The following is a 24,239-nucleotide window of genomic DNA, read 5'->3' on the forward strand; positions in this document are numbered from 1 at the left end:
GTCTGGGAGGGCTCAGCGACCGCGGAGGTTCCCGCGCAGGCCCTTCATGCTGGTCGGGACCGGGCCCTTGGGCATCGGCAGGGTGCCGCGCGTGTTGTCGAGCGCCTTGAGGCGGTTGAGGATGTCGGTGATCTCGGCGGGGGAGACGTTGCGCCCGAGCTTCGTCACGTGGCGCGCGAGCTTCGGCAGCGGCACCTCGTCCTCGCCGTTGCCGACGACGACCTCCGTGATCGGGACGTCCGGGACGACGCGGGCCGTCTTGGTGCGCTCGTTGGCGAGCAGGCCGCGGACCCGGTTGTGGCTGGTGCCCTCGCCGATGAGGACGATCCCCGGAGGGCCGACGACGCGGTGGACGAGGTCCTGGCTCTTGTTGAACGCGACCGCCTGCTTGGTCGTCCAGCCGCGGCGCAGCATGTTGAGCGCGGCGAACCCGGCACCGGGCTGCCCCTCGATGCGGGCGTACGCCGCCTTCTGGGCGCGCCGGGAGAAGTAGATCAGCGTGGGAACCAGCCCGACCAGGACCGCCCCGATGACCGCCATGATCCAGCCGAAGACGCCGCTGCCGGGCAGGAGCCAGAAGACGATGAAGCCGACGACCGCGCCGACCACGAAGATGGCGAGGAGCTTCACGCCGATGGTCGGCTCGGACTGCTTCGTGAGCCGGTAGGTCTCGACGATCTGCTGGCGGCGGCTCATGGTGCTCGGGTCGAGCTGGGACATCGCTGGGGTGGTGCCTTTCGGGTCTCAGACGGAGGTGGGACGCCGTACGTGCCGGCCCTGGAGCCGGTCACCCACGGTCACACGGCCTGACGGGCGTCCATCGCCTGACGGTACAGCCGACCGGCGCGGTAGGACGAACGCACGAGCGGGCCGGACATGACGCCGGAGAAGCCGATCTCGTCGGCCTCGTCCTTGAGCTCGATGAACTCCTCCGGCTTGACCCACCGCTCCACGGGGTGGTGGCGCAGGCTGGGGCGGAGGTACTGCGTGATCGTGATGAGCTCGCAGCCGGCGTCGTGGAGATCGCGCAGCGCCTGCGAGACCTCCTCGCGGGTCTCACCCATGCCGAGGATGAGGTTGGACTTCGTGACCAGCCCGAAGTCGCGGGCCTGGGTGATCACGTCGAGCGAGCGCTCGTAGCGGAAGGCCGGGCGGATCCGCTTGAAGATCCGCGGGACCGTCTCGACATTGTGGGCGAGCACCTCGGGGCGGGACTCGAAGACCTCGCGCAGCAGGTCGGGCTTGCCGTTGAAGTCGGGGATGAGGTTCTCCACCCCGGTCTCGGGGTTGAGCTCGTGGATGGCGCGCACGGTCTCGGCGTACAGCCAGGCGCCGCCGTCCTCGAGGTCGTCGCGCGCGACGCCGGTGATCGTGGCGTAGCGCAGGCCCATGGTCCGCACAGACTCCGCGACCCGCCGCGGCTCGTCGCGGTCGAGCGGCTCGGGCCTGCCTGTGTCGATCTGACAGAAGTCGCAGCGCCGGGTGCACTGGTCGCCACCGATGAGGAACGTCGCCTCTCGGTCCTCCCAGCACTCGAAGATGTTGGGACAGCCTGCCTCCTGGCAGACGGTGTGGAGCCCTTCGGACTTCACCAGCGCCTGGAGTTGGGTGTACTCCGGGCCCATCTTCGCCCGGGTCTTGATCCAGGCGGGCTTCTTCTCGATCGGGGTCTCGCTGTTGCGGACCTCGAGTCGCAGCAACTTGCGGCCTTCGGGTGCGGCGGGAGCTTGCGTCACGGTCCCTAAGCGTACGCCGGAGCGTCGGATCCCCCACGTCGCGGGCCGCTCCCGCTAGCCTGATCCGTATCTCCATGATGTCGTCGGGTGACAAAGGGGGGAGGACATGCGCCTGGCAGCCCGCCGTGGACGTTTCTCGCGTGCCGTGAGGATCGCTGCTGCGCTCGCCCTGCTCGTCACCATGTTGAGCGTCGTGGCGGCGGTGAAGACCGCGGCGCCGGCCCACGCCGTCGATCCGCTGGTCTGCTCGGTCAGCAACCCGACGCTCGTCAACCAGCGCAGCTCGGGCGGCACGGTCCAGAACCGGACGAACACGCTCGAGTTCTACAACGTCAACACCAACAGCAACCCGAATGTGAGCGCGACGACGACGCAGGTCGCCGACCTCAATGCCGCCGGCATCAACGAGGAGCTCAACGGCCTGGCGATCAGCAAGGACGGCACGAAGGCGTACTTCACCTCCCACTATCTGGACGGCGCTTCCGGAGGCAACGCGCCCACCGGCGGATCCAAGATCTATGAGTACGACCTCGTCAACAACAAGGTGCTGAACTCCTGGCCGACCGCACCGGTGGGGGCCTCTGACGACAACCACCGTGTCCGCCGGGGAGCGATCGATCCGGTCTCCGGCATCTTCTACTACAGCACCTCGAACAGCACGAGCTCGGCCACGGCGACGGTGCAGTACCTCTACGCGATCGACCCGAACGCCGAGAACCCGACGGCGTGGTACGTCGGCAGCGTCTCCACCCCGAACGAGACCGGCGTCAGCGGCGACATCACCTTCGACGCCCAAGGACAGATGTTCCTCATCACCGGTGGCGCCAACAACGCCTACGTGAACCTCGTCGACGGCGACCTCCCGACGAGCGCCGCTGACAGCCCGGTGAACCTCGGGATACGGCCGCTGAGTGAGGTCGCCGGGACCGGCAACGGTGCTGGTGTGGCCTACGGCCTCGACGGCTATCTCTACATCAGCAACACGTCGGGTGAGTTCTTCAGGGTCGACCCGAGCACCGGGAGGGTCGTCAGCCAACTCAGCACGGTCGGCACGGTGAACGGCGGGAGCGCAAACTCAGGGCTCAGCGTCGACCTTGCGACGTGTGCCTTCCCGAGCACCCTCACGGTGATCAAGGACATCCCGACGAAGGTCAATGCCGACGACCAGTTCGCGATCACGGCCACGCGCGACAGCGACGGTACCCAGATCGGGAGCGCGACCACGAGCGGCCCGGCGGGGAAGCAGGTGGCGACCATCGGACCGATCCCGATCCTGGCCACGGCCGGGTCGACCTACACGATCGGCGAGACGCTGGCGAATGGCTCGACCGCAGCGGATATGAGTGAGTACGGCACGAGCTTGAGCTGCGTCGACAACGCCCAGGACCCGCCGGCCGACGTGCCAGTGACGAACACCGACCTGACGGACCCGGCGTCGCGACACGGAACCGTCACCGCGAGCGGTCCCAGCGGGGATGCCGACTACGAGGCAATCGTGTGCACGCTGACCAACCGCGACGTCCAGCCGGCCCGGCTGATCATCAACAAGACCATCCTCGACCCGCAAGGCAACGACAACAACGAGCAGTTCACCATCGCCTACCCGGACGTCGGCGGGACGGCCTCTGACGACGGGACGTGGTCCGGCGCTCCGCGCGCGGCAGACACCGTCAGCGCCAACGCGCCGATCAACGGTGCGGACGGGAACGGGCTCACCTTCCAGCCCTACAGTTGCACCGAGGGCGAGAAGCACGTCTTCTCGGACTGCTCGGTTTATGACATCGGCTCGGACGCCTCCAACCTCGACGTCGATCTCTCGCACCTCAACGACAACCCGGCTGGCGTCCTGCAGTTCCAGGAGCAGCTCACCGACGCCCAGAAGGCGGCTGGCTGGCATCAGGTCGGGCCGCCGGTGTGCAACAGCTCGAACAGCAACCCCGCTGACGACGAGGTCACCTTCGACACGATCGACTCCAGCGACAGCGCATGGCAGAGCGACACCGGCGGGCTCTCCGACTATCAGGTGGCCATCGGTTCGGTGGCGCCGGGCACGACGATCACCTGCAATGTGCAGAACAGTCGCGACAAACCGACGTGGACCGCGACGAAGTTCTCCAACCCGGCGAGCGGATCGGCGGATGATCCGGTCCAGGTGCAGCCCGGCCAGACGATCACCTACACCGTCCAGGTCAGCAACCCGGCGGACGCGGCTCCGGCGACGGGCGTGGTCGTCAACGACGACCTCTCCAAGGTGCTTGGTCCCGGGGTCACTCTGGTTGCCCAGCCCACGCCGCCGCAGGGTCAGACCGCCTCGATCGACCCGGACACCAAACAATTGACCTGGAGCGTCGGCGACCTGGCTCCCGGCGACCGCTACACGATGACCTACCAGGTCAAGGTCGCGGAGTCGACCGCGGCATACGGGCTCGACCTCAACAACTCGATGACCGCGACGAGCGAGACCGGACCGCCGGCCACCTGCAACGTGGACAACCCGTGTCGGACCTACCACGAGACGCCGTCGCCGAACTGGACGATCTCGAAGGCGACATCGACGGGGGCGTTGCAGGACGACGGCGCCTACCTGACCACCCCGGGCTTCCCGGTCACCTACAAGATCACCGTCGACAACAGCAACGGCCAGGTGCCGCTCTACGGCGTTCACATCGATGACGGCCCGGTCGGAGGAACCCCCGACGACATCTGGAACCATTCGACCTGGGACGGCAAGTTCGACGTCCAGATGCTGACGTCGGCACGCTACCGGCAGGTGGTGCCCGCGGCAGCTGAGACCGACGCGGACCCCAGCAACGGGCTCCAGTACACCTTCGACCAGCCGATCCCGGCCGGGGCCAAGGCCGTCATCACCTTCACCTTGACGCTCGACAGCGATTTCTACCGGGGGCAGGTGCGCAACGTTGTTGAGGGCGCGCTGCAGGACGACGACGACCCGGCCGATGCGCCCGCGGACTGCTGGAGCGGCGAGGACCCAACCGACACCTCCGCGCCCTGCGCGATCGTCCACGAGACGCGTCCGGGGCAACTGAGCCTGGTGAAGGAGACCAGTCCCGACGGTTATGAGAGCCGATTCACCCTGTCGGCCGACTCGGGGCTGACCCCACAACCATTGGCCGACGTGCCCACCGAGTTCTCCGGCACGGCGAACACCGCGGCGGTCACCAACCAGCCGGTCTACTCGGGGCGGGAGTACACGATCTCGGAGGCGCTGAAGGCCGGAGAGGGCAACGCCGACGACTGGACCAACAGCACGTGGAACTGCCAGGTCCGGCCTCAGACCGCCACCGTGGACGAGGTCGAGGACGCCAGCCTTGTCCGGATCGGCAGTGACGGGACGTCGACGGTCACGGTGCAGAGCGATCAAGACGTCGTCTGCACGATCACGAACACGGTGGCGCCGCCGAGCCTGGCTCTGGCGAAGCACGTCGACAACAACAACGGCGGGACGGGCTCCCCGACGGCCTGGACGCTGACCGCGCAGGCGGCGGGCAGCGATACTCCCGTGATCGACCGCCCCGGCGACCAGGACCCCGACGATCCCACGCGCGCGCAGACCACTCCGGCCGGAGTCGACGCCGGGACGACGTACACCCTCTCCGAGAGCGACGGACCGCCCGGCTACCAGGAGGCCAGCACGGCATGGTCCTGCGTCGACACCGCTCACGGCAACCAAGCGGTGACGGTCGGCCCCGACAACACCGTGACGCCCGACGTCGGTCAGGTGATCGTCTGCACCGTCACCAACGAGGACCAGCCCGGCATCATCACGCTCACGAAGTACGGGCCGAGCCGGGCGGACCCGCAAGTGCCGCTGGCCGGCGCCGACTTCACCCTGTGGTACGACGCCGACGGCTCGGGCACCTTCGACCCGGCCGAGGACGAGCAGATCGGCACGGGCACGAGCGATGCGGCCGGCCACATCCAGTGGACCGACCTGGACTGGGGCACCTACTTCGCCCAGGAGACCGCAGCGCCGGCGGGCTATGCGCTGCCGGACGACCCGGTCACGAAGGTGACCGTCGACGGCACCTCGACCACCGGAGACGGCGCCCAGGTGAGTGTCAACGACCCTGATGTCGCGCCGTGGAGTCTGACGAAGTCCTCGGATCCGCCCTCGGGGAGCACGGTGCAGACCGGCCAGACGATCACCTACACGCTGCATGCGACCAGGGGCGTCGGCGACGCGGACCCGACCGACCTGGTCATCACCGATGATCTGTCGAAGGTACTCAACAATGCCACCTTCGTCTCCGGGAGCATCGATGCCGACCTGGGCAGCGCGTCGCTGGATGCGGACACGAACACCTTGACCTGGAAGATCCCCGTGCTGAGCAGGGACACGACGGTGAGCTACGAGGTGACGGTCAACGATGATGCTCGCGGCGTCGAGCTGGTCAACACCGCATCTGTGCCGTCCGACGATCCGCAGCCGCAGCCGTGCCCGGACACCGACCCGGACTGTCGTACGACGATCCACCAGACGCCCAACAACTGGACTCTCATCAAGTCCTCCAACCGCGGCTCCGTCGTCCAGCCGGGCGACACGATCACCTACACCCTGACCGCCACACCGCGGACGGGAGGCTCGGCGCCGACCGGGGTGGTGATCACCGACGACCTCTCCGATGTGATCGACGACGCCGACTACAACGGCGACGCGACCGCGAGTCTCGGGGATGCGACGTACGCCGACGGGCAGCTCACCTGGACCATCGGCACACTCAGCGAGACCGCGACGCTCACCTACACCGTGACCGTCCACGACAACGCCTACGGCCGGACACTCAAGAACACCGCCACTGTGGACGCAGCCTCCCCACCGGTGGATCCCTGCCCGACCGATGAACCGGACTGCCGGACGACCACACACCAGACCCCGGCCACCTGGAGCCTGGCGAAGTCGTCGAAGCCGGCCACGGGGTCGACCGTGCGGCCCGGTGACACGATCACCTACACCCTCACGGCGACCCGTGGCGAGGGCGGCGCCGATCCGGAGAACCTGACGATCACCGACGATCTGTCCGGAGTCTTGGACAATGCGTCATTCAACGGCGACAGCATCAACGCGTCCCTGGGGACGGCATCCCGGGACGGTGACACGCTCACCTGGCACATCCCTGCGCTGAGCAAGGACGCCACCCTCACCTACACGGTGACGGTGAATGACGATGCCTGGGGCCAGACGCTGCGCAACGTGGCGACTGGGGAAGGCGACACCTCACCACCGACCTCGTGTCCCACCGGCTCGACGGACTGCAGCACTACCCAGCGCGTCCCCACCCGCGGCCTGTGGACGCTGGACAAGACCTCGGATCCCACCTCAGGCTCGACGGTGAAGCCCAGCGACACGATCACCTACACCTTGCACGCCAACCGCGGCGCCGGCGAGGCGAACCCGACGGGTCTGGTCATCACCGACGACCTATCGAAGGTGCTCAACAACGCGTCCTTCGTCGAGGGGAGCATCACGACGTCGGCGGGGGAGGCGACCCTCTCAGGAACCACGCTGACCTGGACGATCCCGGAGCTCTCCGCGAACGCGACTGCGACCTACCAGGTCAGGGTCGATGCGAGTGCGTACGGCGTCACGCTGAAGAACGTCGCCTCCGTGCCTCACGATGACCCGCAGCCGGACCCGTGCGACGACTGCTCGACGACCACCACCCATGACACGCCGACGTTGGCGCCGTGGTCGCTGACGAAGACCTCGGACCCGCCCTCGGAGACGACGGTGCAGACCGGCGACACCATCACCTACACGCTGCATGCGACCAGGGGAACGGGCGACGTGGACCCGACCGATCTGGTCATCAACGACGACCTGTCGAAGGTGCTCAACAACGCGACGTTTGTCGAGGGGAGCATCGAGGCGAGTCTCGGTACGGCCTCGCGTGATGGGTCGACGATCACGTGGCACATCCCGGCTCTCAGCAAGAACGCTACGCTGACCTACTCGGTGACGGTCGATGACGATGCCCGTGGTGTCGAGCTGGTCAACACCGCTTCCGCTCCGTCCGACGATCCGCAGCCGGAGCCGTGCCCGGACACCAACCCGGAGTGTCGGACGACGATCCACCAGACGCCCAACAACTGGACGCTGGTGAAGACCTCCGATCCGGTCAAGGGGTCCGTGGTGCAGCCCGGCAGCACGATCACCTACACCCTGACCGCGACGCCACGGGAGGGCGCCTCCGCGCCGACGGGTGTGGTCATCACCGACGACCTCTCCGATGTGATCGACGACGCCGACTACAACGGCGACGCGACCGCGAGTCTCGGGGATGCGACGTACGCCGACGGGCAGCTCACCTGGACCATCGGGACGCTGAGCGAGACCGCGACGCTCACCTACACCGTGACCGTCCACGACAACGCCTACGGCCGGACACTCAAGAACACCGCCACTGTGGACGCAGCCTCCCCACCGGTGGATCCCTGCCCGACCGACGACCCGGACTGTCGTACGACGACCCATGAGACCCCCTCGCTGGCCCCCTGGACGCTCACCAAGTCGTCCGATCCTGCTTCCGGCAGCACCGTGCAGCCCGGCGACACGATCACGTACACCGTCCACGCGCGCCGGGGGAGCGGCGACATCGACCCGAGCGGGCTGGTGATCACCGACGACCTCTCGAAGGTGCTCAAGAACGCGTCGTTCGTCGCCGGGAGTATGGAAGCGAGCCTCGGTACGGCCTCGCGTGATGGGTCGACCATCACCTGGCACATCCCCGCGCTCAGCAAGAACGCCACGCTGACCTACACGGTGAGGGTGGACAAGGACGCGTGGGACGTCCGACTGCGCAACGTCGCGACGGCCCCGGATGGCGACCCGCAGCCACAGCCCTGCGCCGCGGACAAGCCCGAGTGTCGTACGACGAACCACCACACGCCGCCCCAGAACCAGAGCGCGACCTGGACCGTCACGAAGTCGAGCAACCCGGCCTCGGGGTCGACGGTCAGCCCCGGCGACGTGGTCACCTACACCCTGACGGCCCGAGTGCTGACCGGCTCGAGGGTCGCGCAGGTGAGGCTCACCGACGACCTCTCCGACGTCCTCGACGACGCGACCTGGGTCAGCGGATCGGTGACGACGAGCGCGGGGAAGGCGGTCCGCTCGGGCGATCGCCTCACCTGGCGGATCGATGCGCTGACCGGACGGCAGACGCTGAGCTACCAGGTCCGGGTGAAGGCAGGCGCCGCCGGAGGCCGGCTCTACAACGTGGTCGCCGCCCCTGGCGCCGCGCCGTGCGAGCCCGCGCGGGCGGCCGTGTCCCGTGCGTCGGTGCGCACCGGACGGGCCGTGGCGGCGCGCGTGCTCACCTGTCGTGAGACCGAGCAGACCGTCGCGGCCGCTGCGCCGAGCCCCGGCGGTAACGGCGGCAACGCGGGCGGCGGGGGCCTGCCCGACACCGGCGGTCCATCGGGTTGGTGGATCGGCGGCGGCCTCGGCAGCGTCCTGGTCGGCGGGATGCTGGTCGCTGCTGCCCGCCGGCGCCGTTGGAGCTGACGACCTGCTTCTCAGCCGCCGTGAGAGGCGGGCGCGAGCAGCGGGATCTTCGGCGTACGCCCCGGCTCCGGTTTGGGCGCGAAGCTCGGCGTGGGCTCGTAGTCGCGCCACGACAGCATGTCGGCCAGGTGACGCTGCAGGACGGGCTGGACCTCGGCGACCGGAACGTCGCGACCGAGCTCACGGCTGAGAGTGGTGACGCCCGCGTCGGCGATGCCGCACGGGATGAAGCGGTCATACCAGCCGAGGTCGACGTCACAGTTGAAGGCGATCCCGTGCATGGTGACGTGTTGGCTGACGCGCAGGCCGATGGCGCCGATCTTGCGCTCCGGACCGCGCTCGTCCTCGCCGAGCCAGGTGCCGCTGCGGCCCGGCACGCGCGACGCGGCGACGCCGAAGTCGGCGCAGGTCGCGATCATCGCCTCCTCGAGGCGACGGACGAAGTCCACGACCTTGACCTTCTCGGGCAGCCGCACGATCGGGTAGGCGACGAGCTGGCCGGGGCCGTGGAAGGTGATCTTGCCGCCGCGGTCCACGTCGATGACCGGGGCGCCGCCGGAGTCGGCCGGGCGCTCGTGGTCGTCGGTGCGCTTGCCGGCGGTGTAGGTCGGTGGGTGTTCGAGGAGCAGGACGGTGTCCTCCTGCTCGCGGTCGACGACCCGCTGGTGCACCTGCTTCTGGAGCTCCCACGCGTCCAGGTAGTCGATGGTGCCGATCTCCTCGAACCGCAGCTCTGCCTCGTTCACGCGTCGAGGGTACTCCCGAGGAAACGGAGCTGAGCGGGCGCCACCCGGCCGCCGAGGGCGGTCGGCGTTGCCTGGGTTAAGGTCGTGATCTGGCGGTGAAGGTGGGACTGGTCGGCGTAGCCGGCCCGGTACGCGATGGCGGCCGGCGGGCGGCCGGTGGACAACAGACTTGCTCGTACTCATGCTTGGTCTTCGCCGCGACGAAGTGGAGCGTTACGCCGCTCGCGCAGCTCAACTGTGTGATCGAGTCGGGCGCGAGGCACGAGGGGCTGGTTCAGCCAGAGTTCAGCGGCGGCGGCATGCAGCATGAAGGCGGTCGGGAAGGCGATGGCGAAGGCAGGTCCGAAGCCCAACGGCAGGAGCGCAAGGGCGATGAGCCGAATGGTTCCGACCGCGCTCCCCACGGCGTAGGCGCGGACCATCCAGCGCCGGTGGCGTGTCGTCCGTCCCCCGCGCACGGAGCGGAACGCGTTCAGTAGGCAGACCTCGAACCACACGCCGAAGACCACGGTGGTGGTGGCCTCCGAGGCACCGCCCGTCGGCCACAGCAGTCCGAAGACGATGGCGAAGACGCCACAGACCAGGCCGCAGGTGAGCACGGCCCGCCCCAACCATCGGTGCACGTGCAGATGGTGTCGCCGGAATCCCGCCGTTGAGCTGCAGCGCACCACCGGCCAGATAGATCGTCGCCGGCGCGATGTGCAAATAGGCGAGGAGCCTGTGGTGCGCGTACGCCATGTCCTCGACCGTCGACGACAGCGGTGAACCGAACGCGGGAAAGTCCACCAGGACCCGGCGCACGACGAAGGTGAGTACGACGGCAACCGCGACTCTGCATCCCCACCGCATGGCTGCGCCGGCATATCGGAGGACCATTCCGGGTCACTTCACCGCGAGGGGTGCCGCTTTCGACCTGCATGGAGCGAGAGCTGCCAGGAACAGCAGAGCAGTCAGCGGAAGTAGGGCCAGACTGGCCGCCACTGCGGCGATGGCCGCGAGGGTGAGGGCCGGGAACAGCAGCCATGGATTGATGCGCTGCTGTCGAGCGGTGCCGCCGAGCAGCACGCAGAAGCCGATGAGGAACAGGAGAGGTCCGACGTTGCGCAGTGGATCCGGCAATTCGGGCAGGCTCTGGAAGATGTCGGTCACCGTCACCCAGACGAAGGCGGCAATGCCGACCAGGGAGGCGACTGCGACTGCCGGATAAAGGGCTAGTCCTCCGCGCAGCTGACGGGTCATCAGGACCGTAAGTACTGCGAACGAGAGCCAGGTGATCAGAAAGGCCGCGTGTCCGAGGTTCCACCAGAGCCCCGGGCTGTGGGAGCCGTCGCGGCCGTCGAGCCACCGACAGCCGGCGTAGAGCAGAAGTGCCACAGGCACCGCCCAGCTGGCTGCACGCATCACGAGACTCCGCATCTCTTCACCCCCCCGGGGCTTGCTTGTTTTGCATCGGCACCTCCGCACGGAACCGTCGCGGGAGCTGAGCGGCAGGCCGCGGGAGGCGCATCCCCGGCTCTCTTCCGCCGGCGACCTCGTCGTCCTGCTAGCAACCAGATAGGCAGACATCGGTCATCCTGGGTCTTCTGGCGACTCGGCGACGCTCATCCCGGCGACCGCGGCAAGGTGGGCTAGGTAGCCGCCCGGGCTCGACCAGGATTGGTCCTGGGCGCCCCTGCGATGCAGCCTCAGTCGGCCGTCGCGGCCCACCCCCACGAGGGTGCTGGCCCGGCGAGACGACGACTCGAGGTCGAAAGGGCCTCCGTCGATCACCTCGCACTCGTGCCCCAGCGCGATCCGAGCCTCCTGCGCCGTGGCGGCCGGGGGCCAACCCGTGTGGTTGGCACTGCTGCCGAACAGCCGGGGAAAGCGATCCCAGATGGCCGCTGTCGGCGACCATCGGCCATCGAACGCGGCCAACTGTCCGGCGCGGACCGCGGGGGCGACCCACCTCGGGGGCGGCCTGTCCGCGCGCACCGGCAGAAGGAGGCTGAGTCGCTGGCCCAACAACGAAACGACACCGTCGAGGGCGCGCGAAGGTAGATCGAGACTCGGCACCACTGCTGCCCACTCCGACGGATCATGCAGCGACACGGCGACGTTCTGGTCGACGGGCCGGCCCTTGACGGCGTTGACCTCCCAGGCCTGTGTCGCGACCACGCCGTACGTCATCGGCGGTGGGTTGGGCACGACGAGGGCCTGTCCGGCCGCCAACATGTCGCAGGCGCGCGCCACACCGGGGAGCTCATCTGGGTATGCCGTCGGCCCGTCCTGCACGGCTCAAACCTAGGGAGCGGTCGATCCAGAAGGGAAAGACCGAACCCCGATCAATTCAGAGGTTGCGCCTCTTGATCGGGCGTAGCGTGTCCAGGTGGATCCCGACGTCCGAATGTTGCGCTACTTCCTCGCCGTGGCCGAGGAGCTGAACTTCACCCGCGCCGCCGAGCGCCTGCACATCGCCCAGCCGTCGCTCAGTGCCCAGATCCGCCAACTCGAGGCCCAACTGGGGGTGGCGCTCCTGCAGCGGAGCACCCGATCGGTCTCCCTGACCGAAGCGGGTGAAGTTCTCCTTGCCCGTGGTCCGCGAGCCCTGGCGGGAATGGAACGCGCGTGGTCGGCCGCGCGGGAAGCGGGCCGGGGCACCGCGGGTACCGTCAGGCTCGCCTACAGCCTCAGCGCCGGCCATGAGACGGCGCCCGACCTGATCGAGGCCATGCGCGTCGCGCATCCCGGGATCAGCGTGACGACCGCTGTGCTGCCGACGCCCCAGGTGTTGCTCGCGGTTCGCGATGGTGACGCCGACGTGGGACTGGCCAGGGCAGCCGCGCCGCTCGAGGGTGTGCGACTCGAACGGCTCCGTAACGACGTGGCGGGGGTGCTCGTCGCCGCCGACCATCCGCTCGCGGGTGCGGCGAGCGTCGAGCTGCGCGCCGTCGCCGAGCACCCGGTGGTGCTTCACCCGCGCGCGGCCAATCCGACGCATTACGACTTCATCCAGAGCCTCTTCGCGTCGCGAGACTTGCAGCCCACCATCGTCGAGCGCGACATCGCCTTCGATCTCAGCCAACGCCTCGTCGCCGCCGGTAGGGCTGTCGCCGTGGTCGGCCGCTCCGCCACCGGCCGCCTCGCGTCGGACCTGAAGTGGATCCCGTTATGTGAGTCTGTGACGATCCCGGTGGCCCTGGCCCTGCCCGCCACTGATCAGTCGGCAACGTCGGCACATTTCGAGCGCGTCGCGATGGCCCACGCTGCCGGTCACCATTGGATCAATTGAACCCGACCGGGCGGCACGGCGGCGCTTCGCATCCGCCTCGATTCGGCCGTCGTGGAATCGAGGAGCGGCATCAACCACCCCGTGGCGTCGGAGGCATGAGCGCGCCGTGCGGAGCACACTCGAGGGGGTGGTGGAGGTGCCACTCGGAACGCGACACCCTCGTCGGCAGGATCCATCCCGGCCACCCGGACGCTGCCTCCGTCCTGGGGTCGCAGTCCGCCGAGGCACTCGACCGTCGTCGTCTTGCCAGCACCATTCGGCCCGTCAATGCCTCCTGAAGAAGTCGATAGGCGGTCTGCTCGGCCGCGGCGCCGAGGTTCGCGGTGGACGGGTCGCCGATGGTCGCGATGCGCTCGCGAGGACACCTGCGCCGCCGGCCAGGAGCAGGGCATGTCGTGTCTGCACCCGCGAATCGCGCCAGGTCGCTGCCTGTGGATAACGCGGAACGGGCGTGACGATCCTGGGTAGGACGGGGACATGCGACGACGTCTCGCCATCCTCGGCCTCACGATCCTGATGACGCTGCTGCCTGCGGGGTGCGGCGGGCGCGCGTCGCCGCCGACGCCCGCGCCTGCACCGCTGCGCGCCGAGGTCGGCGCCGCATCTGTCCTGCGGGCGTGGGACGCCCGCCGTTCCCGCGCGTGGGCCTCGGGCTCCGTCGCCGACCTCCGCGCGCTCTACACGCCGGGATCGCGGACGGCCGAGGCCGACGTACGCATGCTGGCGGCGTGGCGTGCCCGCGGGCTCCGGGTGCGCGGCCTGGCGACGCAGCTGCTCTCCGTGGAGGTCCTCGAGCGGACCTCGCGTCGGCTGCGGCTGCGGGTCACCGACCGGGTGGTCGCGGCGGAGGCGGTGCGCGCCAGCCGGCCGGGCGTGGGGGAGATGCTCCCGCGGGACCAGCGGTCGACGTACGTCGTCGACTTGGCGTGGTACGACGGCGACTGGCTTGTCCAGGAGACGACCGCCGCCTGAGAGGGCCCGAAATGGGGCCGAGTCGGCGTACACGTACGCCGACTCGGCCGACCATCTGTGCCGATTCGTCGGTCAGACGTCGAACTGACCGGCCTCCAGGCGCTTCTTGACGTCCTGGAGGAAGCGGCCGGCGTCGGCGCCGTCGACCAGGCGGTGGTCGTAGGTCAGCGCGAGGTAGACCATGTGGCGCACCGCGATCGTCTCGCCGAGCTGCGGGTCGTCGATCACGACCGGGCGCTTCACCACGGCGCCGGGGCCGAGGATGGCGACCTGGGGCTGGTTGATGATCGGGGTGTCGAAGAGCGCCCCGAAGCTGCCCAGGTTGGTGATCGTGAAGGTGCCACCGGAGAGCTCGTCCGGGGTGATCTTGTTGGTCCGGGTGCGCTGGGCGACGTCGGCGATCTTCTTGGCAAGGCCGCTGATCGACAGGTCGCCGGCGTCCTTGACGACCGGAGTGAGCAGGCCACGCTCGGTGTCCACGGCGAACGCGATGTTCTCGCGGTCGTAGTAGGTCACCTCGCCGGCGTCGGTGTTGAGGTTGGCGTTGAGCTTGGGGTGGACCTTGAGCGCGTCGATCGCCGCCTTGGCGAAGAACGGCAGGTAAGTCAGCTTCACGCCCTCGCGAGCCTGGAACTCGGCCTTCTTCGCCTCGCGGAGACGCGCGATGCGGGTGACGTCGACCTCCATGACCTGGGTCAGCTGGGCGGAGGTGTGCAGCGACTCGGTCATCCGCTCGGCGATCACCTTCCGCAGGCGGGAGACCTTCTCCGTGGTGCCGCGCAGCGGCGACGGAGCCGACGGGGCCGCCGCAGCAGGCGCGGACGCCGCCGGGGTGGCCGGAGCCTCGGCGGCCGGTGCCGCGGGGGCCTTGGCCGCCGCCGCGGCGTTGAGGACGTCCTCCTTGCGGACGCGTCCGCCGACGCCGGTGCCCTCGACGGTCGAGAGGTCGACGTTGTGCTGAGCGGCGAGCTTGCGCACCAGCGGCGTGACGTAGCCACCGGCCTGGATCGCCGGAGAGGCCTCGGCAGCAGGTGCGGCAGGGGCCGGAGCGGCCGGAGCTGCGGGGGCCGGAGCAGCAGGGGCCGGAGCGGCCGGAGCGGCGGGGGCCGGAGCGGCGGGGGCCGGAGCGGCGGGGGCCGGAGCAGCAGGGGCCGGAGCAGGCGTGGACTCGGCAGCAGCCGGGGCGGGCTCGGCCGGAGCAGCGGGCTGCGACGCAGCGGCGGACGCAGCGCCGGGGGTGCCGACCAGCGCCAGCTCGGCGCCGACCTCGACGGTCTCGTCCTCGGCGACCTTGATCTCGAGGAGCGTGCCGGCGACGGGAGACGGGATCTCGGTGTCGACCTTGTCGGTGGAGACCTCGAGGAGGGGCTCGTCGACGGCGACGGTGTCACCGACCTGCTTCAGCCAGCGGGTGACCGTGCCCTCGGTGACCGACTCGCCGAGCGCGGGGAGCGTCACGGGAGTGGCGTCACCGCCGGCGGCGGGCGCATCCGCAGCGGCCGGAGCAGCAGGGGCGCTCTCGGCGGCCGGAGCCGGCTCGGCGGCCGCGGGCTGGGGCTGCGTCTCGGCCTGGGCCGGGCCGTCGGAGGCGCCCGACTCGGCCGGGGCGGACTGGGCGTCCTCCGCAGCAGGGGCCGGTGCGGCCTCGGCCGGAGCCGAGCCGGCCTCGTCGGCGGCGCCGACGACGGCGAGGACACCGCCGACCTCGACGGTGTCGTCCTCGTTGGCCCGGATCTCGAGCAGGACGCCCTCGACGGGCGAAGGGATCTCGGTGTCGACCTTGTCGGTCGAGACCTCCAGCAGCGGCTCGTCGACGGCGATGGTGTCACCGACGTTCTTCAGCCAACGGGTGACGGTGCCTTCGGTGACGGACTCGCCGAGTGCCGGGAGAGTTACTTCGGTGGCCATGGGCTTCCTTCGCTTGCGTCTTCGTGTGTCTCTAGTTGTATCGGTTGATCACTGATGTGCGTGCAGCGGCTTGCCTGCCAGAGCGAGAAAGGCCTCGCCCAACGCCTCGCTCTGGGTCGGGTGGGCGTGGACCAGTGGGGCCACGTCGTCCGGGAAGGCCTCCCACCCATAGACGACCTGCGCCTCGCCGACCAGCTCGCCGACGCGGTCGCCGACGAGGTGGAGACCCAGGACGGGGCCGTCGGCGCGTCGTACGAGCTTGACGAAGCCCTGGGTCTGCAGGATCTGGCTCTTGCCATTGCCGCCGAGATCGTAGGTCACGGTCTCGACGCCGTCGTCGCCGTACGTCGCGCGCGCCGCTGCCTCGGTCAGCCCCACGGAGGCGACCTCGGGGTGGGAGTAGGTGACGCGGGGGATGCTCGACTCGTCGATCGGGGCCGGGTCGAGCCCGGCGATCTCCTCGGCGACGAAGATGCCCTGGGCGAACCCGCGGTGGGCGAGTTGCAGCCCCGGGGTGATGTCGCCGACGGCGTACACGCCCTCGACGCCGGTGCGCAGGCGCTCATCGACGGTGACGAGCCCGCGCTCCATCACCACGCCCTGCTCCTCGAAGCCGAGACCTTCGGTGGCCGGCCCGCGGCCGACCGCGACCAGGAGCAGCTCGGCCTCGAGCACCTCGCCGCCCTCGACGGTGACCGCGACGCCGGCGTCGGTGTGCGTGACGCCCTGGAACGGGGTCCCGGTCATGAAGCGGATGCCGCGCTTGCGGAAGGCGCGCTCGAGGGCCTTCGAGGACGCCTCGTCCTCGGCGGCGAGGAGGCGGGGAAGGGCCTCGACGATGGTGACGTCGGCGCCGAAGCTGCGCCACACGCTCGCGAACTCGCAGCCGATGACGCCGCCGCCGAGGACGACCACGGACGACGGCACATGGTCGAGCGCGAGCGCGTGCTCGGAGGTGAGGACCCGCTCGCCGTCGACCTCGAGGCCGGGCAGCGACCGCGCGAAGGAGCCGGTGGCGAGGACCAGGCTGTGGCCTTCGTACGTCGTGTCGCCGACCTGCACCCGACGCGGACCGACAAGCGTGCCGGTGCCCTCGATGACGGTGATGCCGCGCGAGGCGACCAGGCCGGTGAGCCCCTTGAAGAGCCGGGAGACGACGCCGTCCTTGTAGGTGTTGACGCCGACCATGTCGATGCCGTCGAGGCTGGCCCGGACACCGAAGCGTGCCGCGTCGCGGGCGGCGTCCGCGACCTCGCCCGCGTGCAGCAGGGCCTTGGTCGGGATACAGCCCACATGGAGGCAGGTCCCGCCGAGACGACTCTTCTCGACCAGACCCACGGTGAGGCCCAGTTGGGCGGCGCGGAGGGCGCAGGCGTATCCGCCCGAGCCGGCTCCGAGCACGAGCACGTCGAAGGCGTCGGTCACGCGGCCCATCTTGTCACCCTCCACCCGTTGCTCCGCCACCCGGACTCGGCTACCAGTGAGTAGCGCGAATCCCGTCACAACGCGGTACCGAGCGGGCACACTGTCCCTCATGGCTCTCTGGGACCGGCTCCGGCGTCGACCGCGCACGAGCGGCCCTCTCCGCGACGCCGCGCGCACGGGCTCGACGCGGGTCCGCGCCGCCGACGCGGCTGACGCGGCGCACCTCGAGCAGTTCCTCGGGTCCCGGCGCGGCGTGGAGGGCTTCGTCGAGCCCCGCACCGCAGTCAGCGAGATCACGCTGCTGCTGGTCGCGCACGACGGCGAGTGGACCCGCCGGCGCGTGCCGTCGGCGGCGTGGGCCCACGCCTTCTGCAACGGGCACGGCGTGCCGTCGTACGACGCGGCCGTGGTCGGGATCCCGCAGCGCATGCGCGACTACAACCGTCGCCGTGCACAGGGCCTGTGACGCCGCGGCGGGAACGGGTGACTACTCGGCGAGGGCGCGGGCGTAGTCGACCAGGGTGGCGACGGCGGTGCCGGTGCCGCCGGCGGTGATGTGGCCGTAGGGGCCGCCGGAGTTGAAGGACGGCCCGGCGATGTCGAGGTGGGCCCAGGGGAGCCCGGCCGTGAACTCGCGCAGGAAGGCCGCGGCGTAGAGCCCGCTGCCCCAGCGGATCCAGTCGACCTGGGCCAGATCGGCGATCTTGGAGGACTTGACCCGTTCCTCCATGGCCTCGGGGATCGGCATGTGCCAGGACTCCTCGCCGGCTGCCGCGCCGGCCGCGAGGACCTGGTCCACCACACCGTCGCTCCCCATGACACCGGTGACCTTGTCGCCGAGCGCCACGACCATCGCGCCGGTGAGCGTCGCGACGTCGATGATCGCGTCCGGCGCGGCCTCGGTGGCGCGCACCAGGGCGTCGGCGAGAACCAGGCGTCCCTCGGCGTCCATGTTCTGGGCCTCGGTGGTGATGCCGCCGTAGTGGACGACCACGTCGCCGGGCTTGAGCGACGTCCCCGAGACCATGTTCTCGGCCATCGGCGCGAACGTCGAGACCTTGATCGGCAGACCCAGCCGGGCGATCGCGAGCGTGGCCTGGACGACCGCGGCCGCGCCCGCCATGTCGGACTTCATGGTGGTCATCGAGCTGCCCGGCTTGAGGGTGAGACCGCCAGAGTCGAAGGTGATGCCCTTGCCGACCAGCGCGATGTGGGCCACGGGTGCCTCGGGGGCGTAGACGAGCTCCACCAGCCGGGGCGCGGCGGCCGAGCCCTTGCCGACCGCGAGGATCCCGCCGCAGCCCATCTCGGCGAGCTGCTGCTCGTCGTACACCGTCACGTCGACGCCCTCGACCGCGTCCGCCGCCGCAGCGACGGCGTCGGCGAAGAGCGGCGGGGTGAGGTCACCGGGCGCGGTGTTGACCCAGTCGCGGGTGGTCGCGACCGCGGCGGCGACGACCTGGGCCTGCTCGAAGGCGGTGACGACGTCAGCGCGGCGGGCGGTGGGGCTGAGCAGGACCACCTCGGAGGGCGCCTTGTCGTCGCCGTTCTTCTTGTACGTCGTGAACGCGTAGCCGCCCAGCAGATGGCCCTCGGTCACGGCCCGGACGAGCTCCGGCGTGTCGGCCGGCAGCGCGAGCGCGACGGAGGTGGCGTTGGGTACGGCGCGCGCGGCGGCTCCGGCGGCTCGGCGCACGGCGTCGGGGCCGGTGTCCTTGCCGAGCCCGACGAGCACGAGCAGAGGCGAGGAGAGGACGCCGCCCGTGGGAACACGGGTGACCTCGCCGGCCTTCCCGGTGACGCCGAGCGTCGCGAGCAGGCCGCGCAGCTTGCGGCCGAACGCGTCCTTGACGTCCTCGGCCCCGCTCGCCAGATCGGGACCCTTCGTGCCCTGCGTCACGCCGACCACCACCGCCTCGGCACGGGTCTTGGCGGGGCTGGCGGTGCGCAGCGAGTAGCGAGGGGTCGACGTGGTCACCTCGCGGAGTCTATCGACGCACCCACTGCGGTAGGTTCACGCCATGGCCGAGGAGACCGCGCCCGACCGGGGCGCCACTGACCTGCTCGCGTCGCCGCTGCACGACCGGCACGTGGCGCTCGGGGCGAAGTTCGGGGAGTTCGGCGGCTGGTCGATGCCGCTGGAGTACGCCGGTGTCGTCAAGGAGCACACCGCCGTCCGCACCGCCGTCGGCGTCTTCGACGTCAGCCACCTCGGCAAGGTCCGCATCGCCGGGCCCGGCGCCGCGGCGTTCATCAACGCCTGCTTCACCAACGACCTCGGCCGGATCGCGCCCGGTCAGGCGCAGTACACCCTGTGCTGCGACGAGTCCGGTGGCATCGTCGACGACCTGATCGTTTACTACCGCGACGACGAGCACGTCCTGCTCGTGCCGAACGCCGCCAACACCGCCGAGGTGGTCCGTCGACTGCGCGAGAAGGCCCCCGAGGGCCTCACGCTCACCGACCATCACCGTGACTACGCGGTCATCGCGGTCCAGGGTCCCAGGTCGGACGAGCTGCTGGCGCAGGTCGGGCTGCCGGCGGGCCACGACTACATGAGCTTCGTCGAGGCCACCTACCAGGTCGGCGACGGATCCACCGAGGCCGGCGTCGTCATCTGCCGCACCGGCTACACGGGGGAGCGCGGCTACGAGCTCGTCGTCGCCAACGAAGCGGCGGGTCCGCTCTGGGACGCCCTCCTGGCCGCCGGCGAGCAGTACGCCGTCCTGCCCTGCGGCCTGGGCGCGCGCGACACCCTGCGGACCGAGATGGGCTACCCGCTGCACGGCCAGGACATCTCGCTCGACGTCACGCCCAACGAGGCCGGCCTCGGCTGGGCCGTGGGCTGGAGGAAGCCCGCCTTCTGGGGGCGTGACGCGCTGCTCGCGGAGAAGGAGACCGGCCCGAAGCGGGCCCTGCGGGGCATCGTCGCCACCGGCCGCGGCATCCCGCGGCCCCACATGACGGCGTCGCTGACGGCCGACGTGCCGGTCGGCGAGGTCACCTCCGGCACCTTCAGCCCGACCTTGAAGAAGGGTGTCGGCCTCGTCCTCGTGCAGGCGATGGTCAATCCCGAGGCCGAGATCGGCATCGACGTCCGCGGCCGACGCGAGATCTTCCAGCTGACCAAGCCGCCCTTCGTCCCCTCACACGTCCGGGAGTCCTGAACCGTGAACCTGCCCGAGCCCCCGCCGACCTTCCGCCAGCCCAACCCCGCCGAACGGCCGTGGTGGTGGCAGCTGGTCGACGCCGACGGCAACGAGGTCCCCGAGGGCACCGTGTCGGAGGAGTACGCCGGCCAGCGCTTCGCCAACCAGGGCGACGCCGAGTCGTGGATCGGTGAGACCTGGGCCGATCTCGCCGCCGAGGGCGTCGAGGCGGTCGTGCTCCACGAGCACGACCGGCGGGTCTACGGCCCGATGTCCCTCAGCGCCTGAGGGCCGGACGGGTGAGCGAGCACGCGTTCCGTCAGGTCGACGTCTTCAGTGCCGAGCCGCTGCTCGGCAACCCCGTGGCCGTGGTGCACGACGCCGACGACCTGAGCGAGGAGCAGATGGCCGCGTTCGCGCGGTGGACCAACCTCTCGGAGACGACGTTCCTGCTCGCGCCGACCGAGCCGGGCGCCGACTACCGGCTGCGGATCTTCACCCCGAGCGCCGAGCTCCCGTTCGCCGGGCATCCGACGCTCGGCAGCGCCCACGCCTGGCTCGAGGCCGGCGGAACGGGCCATGCCGCCGGCGGCGAGGTCGTGCAGGAGTGCGGGGTCGGCCTGGTCCGGCTGCGGCGGGCGCACGGCCGGCTCGCCTTCGCGGCGCCCGACCTGCTCCGCTCCGGGCCGGTCGCGGAGGAGGATCTGGCCCGGATCGCCGCCGGGCTCCGGATCCCTCGTGAGGAGATCGTGGCGGCGCAGTGGGTCGACAACGGCCCGGGCTGGGTCGGGGTCATGCTCCACGACGCGGCCGCCGTGCTCGCGGTGGTGCCCGACCCGGTGGCGCTGGGCGATCTCGCGGTCGGTGTCGTCGGGGTCTACCCCGAGGGCGACCCGCTGGTCGACGGGGCGATCGAGGTGCGCGCCTTCGTCGGCGGGCTCGGCGTCGACGAGGACCCCGTGACCGGCTCGCTGAACGCCGGGATCGCGCAGTGGCTGGCGGGTGACGTCCTGCCGGCGTCGTACGTCGCCTCCCAGGGGACCGCGCTGGGCCGACGGGGGCGCGTCCACGTCGAGACCGCCGACGACGGCACGATCTGGGTCGGCGGCGAGACACGCACGACCGTCCTCGGCACCGTCGCGCTCTGACAACTAGGCTCACCACGTGCGCCAGTACTTCGACCTCCTCCAGCGGATCCTCGACGAGGGCGTGGAGAAGGGCGACCGCACCGGCACGGGGACGCTGTCGGTCTTCGGCCACCAGATGCGGTTCGACCTCTCCGCGGGCTTCCCCCTCGTGACGACCAAGAAGATCCACACCCGTTCCGTCTTCGGCGAGCTGCTGTGGTTCCTGCGCGGCGACACCAACGTGCGCTGGCTGCAGGAGCGCGGCATCACGATCTGGGACGAGTGGGCTGACGAGAACGGTGACCTCGGACCGGTCTACGGCGCGCAGTGGCGCTCCTGGCCGTCGCCCGACGGGCGTCACATCGACCAGCTCCAGCAGGTGATCGAGCAGATCCGTGCCGATCCCGACAGCAGGCGTCACATCGTCACGGCCTGGAACCCGGTGGACATCCCGGAGATGGCGCTGGCACCGTGCCACAGCCTGTTCCAGTTCTATGTCGCGGACGGCAAGCTGTCCTGCCAGCTCTATCAGCGCTCGGGCGACGTCTTCCTCGGTGTGCCGTTCAACATCGCGTCCTACGCCCTGCTGACCCACATGGTCGCCCAGGTCTGCGACCTCGAGCCCGGTGACTTCGTCCACACCCTCGGCGACGCGCACCTCTATCTCAACCACCTCGACCAGGCCCGTCTCCAGCTGACCCGCGAGCCGCGGGCGCTGCCGACGCTGCTACTCAACCCCGAGGTGCGGGAGATCGACGCGTTCGACCTCGGCGACATCGGCCTCGAGGGCTATGACCCGCACCCGGCGATCAAGGCCCCCATTGCTGTCTGAGGCGCCCGCCGAGCAGCTCGCCGCCCTCGGCAAGAGGATCATCCTGGTCGCCGCCGTGGCCGAGAACGGTGTCATCGGCGACGGTCCCGACATCCCGTGGCGGATCCCGGGGGAGCAGGCGGAGTTCAAGGCGCTGACGATGGGCCACACCCTGCTGATGGGTCGGACGACGTTCGACTCGATCGGCCGACCGCTCCCGGGGCGCACCACCATCGTCCTGACCCGGGACCCGTCGTGGCACTACGGCGACGGACCGGACGACGGCCCCCTCGTGCTCGTGGCGAACGACCTCGACTCCGCGCTCAGCCTCGCCGCCGGCACCGCCGGCGACCTCATGGTGGTCGGTGGCGCCCAGGTCTACGAGGCGATCCTCGCGTACGCCGACGAGCAGGTGCTCACCCGGGTGCGCCTGGCGCCGGCGGGCGATGTGCGATATCCACCTTTCGACCCGGAGGGCTGGCAGGAGACCCGCCGGGAGCGGCATGAGCTCTACGACCGGGTCTTCCTGAGGCGAAAGGACCGCTGATGACCACCGAGCCGACGCAGGCAGCACCCGACGGGAAGATTGGACCCGACCGGGTCGTGCAGGTCCCCGTCCCGGGTGGCCAGCTCACCGTCGCCGTCCGCGACGTCGCCGACCCCGACGCGCCGACGGTCCTGCTGATCCACGGCATCACCGCGTCCCACCACGCGTGGGACCTCGTGGCCGACCGGCTCCCCGGCGTACGCCTGGTGGCGCCCGACCTGCGTGGTCGCGGTCGCAGCAACGAGGTCACCGGCGAGGTCGGCATGGCGCGCCACGCCGACGACATGGCGGCGGTGCTGGACGCGCTGGGCGTCGCGCGGGCGACGGTCGTCGGCCACTCCATGGGCGGGTTCGTCGCGGTCGTGCTCGCCCACCGCCACCCCGAGCGGGTCTCGCGGCTGGTGCTCGTCGACGGTGGGCTGCCCTTCGAGCTGCCGCCCGGTGTTCCGGTCGAGGAGGTCATCAAGGTCGTGCTCGGCCCGACCGCGGCGCGGCTCGCCATGCGGTTCGCCTCGGTCGAGGACTACTTCGACTTCTGGCGCCGGCACCCGGCGTTCCTCGACGTCGCGTGGTCGGACTACCTCGCCGGCTACTTCGCCTATGACCTGGTGGGCGAGGCGCCCGAGCTGCGCCCGGCCGCGTCGTACGACGTCGCCGCCGGTGACAACGTCGACCTGCTGACGGGCGAGGTGGTGCCGGCCGCGGTGGCCGCGCTGGCACAGCCCACCTGCTTCATCACCGTGCCGCTCGGGCTGCAGGCCGAGCCGCCGGGTCTCTACCGTGCCGAGCGGGTGCCCGAGCTGCTCGCTGCGCTGCCGCTGACCGTGCCGCACCGCCGGCTCGAGCAGTTCAACCACTACACCGTGATCATGACCCCCGAGGGCGCCGACGCGGTCGCCGCGATCATCCGGGACCACCTGGCCGCCTGAGGGCCCTCGTCGGCGTGGTCCCGAGCCGTGCCTCGGGGCGGGGCTTCCGCCGGGCGAAGGGGCGGTGACCGTGCGCTCGGCGCGCTCGCTAGT

At 70.3% G+C, this 24,239-nt stretch carries 19 protein-coding genes; 10 read left to right on the forward strand and 9 right to left on the reverse strand.

Annotated features, from left to right (window positions below; all coding sequences use genetic code 11):
- Positions 1–12: 12 nt before the first annotated feature.
- Both AB3X52_RS05165 and lipA read right to left on the reverse strand, forming a co-directional pair.
- Complete coding sequence (locus tag AB3X52_RS05165; RefSeq protein WP_367991968.1) at positions 13–720, reverse strand: DUF4191 domain-containing protein; 708 nt, start codon at positions 718–720, stop codon at positions 13–15.
- A gap of 77 nt (positions 721–797) precedes the next feature.
- Positions 798–1,736, reverse strand: a complete 939-nt coding sequence (gene lipA, locus AB3X52_RS05170; protein ID WP_367991970.1) for a lipoyl synthase — start codon at positions 1,734–1,736, stop codon at positions 798–800.
- Positions 1,737–1,881: 145 nt separating this feature from the next.
- Here lipA and AB3X52_RS05175 point away from each other — a divergent pair, with 145 nt between their 5' ends.
- On the forward strand, positions 1,882–9,261 hold the full coding sequence (locus tag AB3X52_RS05175; RefSeq protein ID WP_367991972.1) for a DUF7927 domain-containing protein: 7,380 nt from the start codon (positions 1,882–1,884) through the stop codon (positions 9,259–9,261).
- A gap of 11 nt (positions 9,262–9,272) precedes the next feature.
- Here the strand turns inward: AB3X52_RS05175 and lipB are convergent, their stop codons facing one another.
- The 4 genes from lipB to AB3X52_RS05195 form a co-directional block, all read right to left on the reverse strand.
- Entirely contained in the window at positions 9,273–10,007 is a 735-nt protein-coding gene (gene lipB, locus AB3X52_RS05180) for a lipoyl(octanoyl) transferase LipB (protein WP_367991974.1), read from the reverse strand.
- Positions 10,008–10,186: 179 nt separating this feature from the next.
- The gene (locus tag AB3X52_RS05185; RefSeq protein ID WP_367991976.1) at positions 10,187–10,870 is read right to left on the reverse strand and encodes a DUF2306 domain-containing protein; all 684 of its coding nucleotides are present in this window, start codon (positions 10,868–10,870) and stop codon (positions 10,187–10,189) included.
- A 19-nt stretch (positions 10,871–10,889) separates the two neighbouring features.
- Entirely contained in the window at positions 10,890–11,381 is a 492-nt protein-coding gene (locus AB3X52_RS05190; RefSeq protein WP_367991978.1) for a hypothetical protein, read from the reverse strand.
- A 195-nt stretch (positions 11,382–11,576) separates the two neighbouring features.
- On the reverse strand, positions 11,577–12,281 hold the full coding sequence (locus AB3X52_RS05195; protein WP_367991980.1) for a Sua5/YciO/YrdC/YwlC family protein: 705 nt from the start codon (positions 12,279–12,281) through the stop codon (positions 11,577–11,579).
- 94 nt (positions 12,282–12,375) lie between these two features.
- Between AB3X52_RS05195 and AB3X52_RS05200 the strand changes: the two genes are divergently transcribed.
- The gene (locus tag AB3X52_RS05200; protein WP_367991981.1) at positions 12,376–13,278 is read left to right on the forward strand and encodes a LysR family transcriptional regulator; all 903 of its coding nucleotides are present in this window, start codon (positions 12,376–12,378) and stop codon (positions 13,276–13,278) included.
- Positions 13,279–13,755: 477 nt separating this feature from the next.
- On the forward strand, positions 13,756–14,250 hold the full coding sequence (locus AB3X52_RS05210; RefSeq protein WP_367991983.1) for a hypothetical protein: 495 nt from the start codon (positions 13,756–13,758) through the stop codon (positions 14,248–14,250).
- Positions 14,251–14,322: 72 nt separating this feature from the next.
- Here AB3X52_RS05210 and sucB read toward each other — a convergent pair whose 3' ends face one another.
- Together sucB and lpdA are read right to left on the reverse strand one after the other, a co-directional pair.
- A complete protein-coding gene (sucB, locus tag AB3X52_RS05215; RefSeq protein WP_367991985.1) occupies positions 14,323–16,158 on the reverse strand; it encodes a 2-oxoglutarate dehydrogenase, E2 component, dihydrolipoamide succinyltransferase in 1,836 nt (611 codons plus the stop codon).
- Between the two features lie 48 nt (positions 16,159–16,206).
- Positions 16,207–17,583: a dihydrolipoyl dehydrogenase gene (gene lpdA, locus AB3X52_RS05220; protein WP_367991987.1), complete on the reverse strand. Its 1,377-nt coding sequence runs from the start codon at positions 17,581–17,583 to the stop codon at positions 16,207–16,209.
- 109 nt (positions 17,584–17,692) lie between these two features.
- Here lpdA and AB3X52_RS05225 point away from each other — a divergent pair, with 109 nt between their 5' ends.
- Positions 17,693–18,049 (forward strand): hypothetical protein, encoded by a 357-nt coding sequence (locus tag AB3X52_RS05225; protein ID WP_367991989.1) that lies wholly within the window; start codon positions 17,693–17,695, stop codon positions 18,047–18,049.
- 21 nt (positions 18,050–18,070) lie between these two features.
- Here the strand turns inward: AB3X52_RS05225 and AB3X52_RS05230 are convergent, their stop codons facing one another.
- Positions 18,071–19,561 (reverse strand): leucyl aminopeptidase, encoded by a 1,491-nt coding sequence (locus tag AB3X52_RS05230; RefSeq protein ID WP_367991991.1) that lies wholly within the window; start codon positions 19,559–19,561, stop codon positions 18,071–18,073.
- A 43-nt stretch (positions 19,562–19,604) separates the two neighbouring features.
- Between AB3X52_RS05230 and gcvT the strand changes: the two genes are divergently transcribed.
- From gcvT to AB3X52_RS05260, 6 genes are read left to right on the forward strand one after another with little or no spacing between them, the layout of a single operon-like run.
- A complete protein-coding gene (gcvT, locus tag AB3X52_RS05235; protein ID WP_367991993.1) occupies positions 19,605–20,750 on the forward strand; it encodes a glycine cleavage system aminomethyltransferase GcvT in 1,146 nt (381 codons plus the stop codon).
- A 3-nt stretch (positions 20,751–20,753) separates the two neighbouring features.
- On the forward strand, positions 20,754–21,020 hold the full coding sequence (locus tag AB3X52_RS05240) for a hypothetical protein (RefSeq protein ID WP_367991995.1): 267 nt from the start codon (positions 20,754–20,756) through the stop codon (positions 21,018–21,020).
- 11 nt (positions 21,021–21,031) lie between these two features.
- The gene (locus AB3X52_RS05245) at positions 21,032–21,880 is read left to right on the forward strand and encodes a PhzF family phenazine biosynthesis protein (RefSeq protein ID WP_367991997.1); all 849 of its coding nucleotides are present in this window, start codon (positions 21,032–21,034) and stop codon (positions 21,878–21,880) included.
- Positions 21,881–21,896: 16 nt separating this feature from the next.
- Complete coding sequence (locus tag AB3X52_RS05250) at positions 21,897–22,691, forward strand: thymidylate synthase (RefSeq protein ID WP_367991999.1); 795 nt, start codon at positions 21,897–21,899, stop codon at positions 22,689–22,691.
- Positions 22,681–23,217: a dihydrofolate reductase gene (locus AB3X52_RS05255; protein WP_367992001.1), complete on the forward strand. Its 537-nt coding sequence runs from the start codon at positions 22,681–22,683 to the stop codon at positions 23,215–23,217. Before AB3X52_RS05250 ends, AB3X52_RS05255 begins: the two co-directional genes overlap by 11 nt.
- Positions 23,217–24,146, forward strand: coding sequence for an alpha/beta fold hydrolase (locus AB3X52_RS05260; RefSeq protein ID WP_367992003.1), 930 nt, complete (start codon positions 23,217–23,219; stop codon positions 24,144–24,146). The genes AB3X52_RS05255 and AB3X52_RS05260 overlap by 1 nt, the downstream gene beginning before the upstream one ends.
- Positions 24,147–24,239 lie beyond the last annotated feature (93 nt).

The sequence above is a fragment of the Nocardioides eburneus genome (genome assembly GCF_040838215.1).
Classification (GTDB): Bacteria; Actinomycetota; Actinomycetes; order Propionibacteriales; family Nocardioidaceae; genus Nocardioides; species Nocardioides eburneus.

What these genes read in the sequence shown, in the direction of transcription:
- AB3X52_RS05165 (WP_367991968.1), bottom strand. Translation starts at nt 720, where the DNA reads ATGTCCCAGCTCGACCCGAGCACCATGAGCCGCCGCCAGCAGATCGTC.
- AB3X52_RS05185 (WP_367991976.1), bottom strand. Translation starts at nt 10,870, where the DNA reads ATGCCGGCGCAGCCATGCGGTGGGGATGCAGAGTCGCGGTTGCCGTCG.
- AB3X52_RS05210 (WP_367991983.1), top strand. Translation starts at nt 13,756, where the DNA reads ATGCGACGACGTCTCGCCATCCTCGGCCTCACGATCCTGATGACGCTG.
- sucB (WP_367991985.1), bottom strand. Translation starts at nt 16,158, where the DNA reads ATGGCCACCGAAGTAACTCTCCCGGCACTCGGCGAGTCCGTCACCGAA.
- AB3X52_RS05225 (WP_367991989.1), top strand. Translation starts at nt 17,693, where the DNA reads ATGGCTCTCTGGGACCGGCTCCGGCGTCGACCGCGCACGAGCGGCCCT.
- gcvT (WP_367991993.1), top strand. Translation starts at nt 19,605, where the DNA reads ATGGCCGAGGAGACCGCGCCCGACCGGGGCGCCACTGACCTGCTCGCG.
- AB3X52_RS05260 (WP_367992003.1), top strand. Translation starts at nt 23,217, where the DNA reads ATGACCACCGAGCCGACGCAGGCAGCACCCGACGGGAAGATTGGACCC.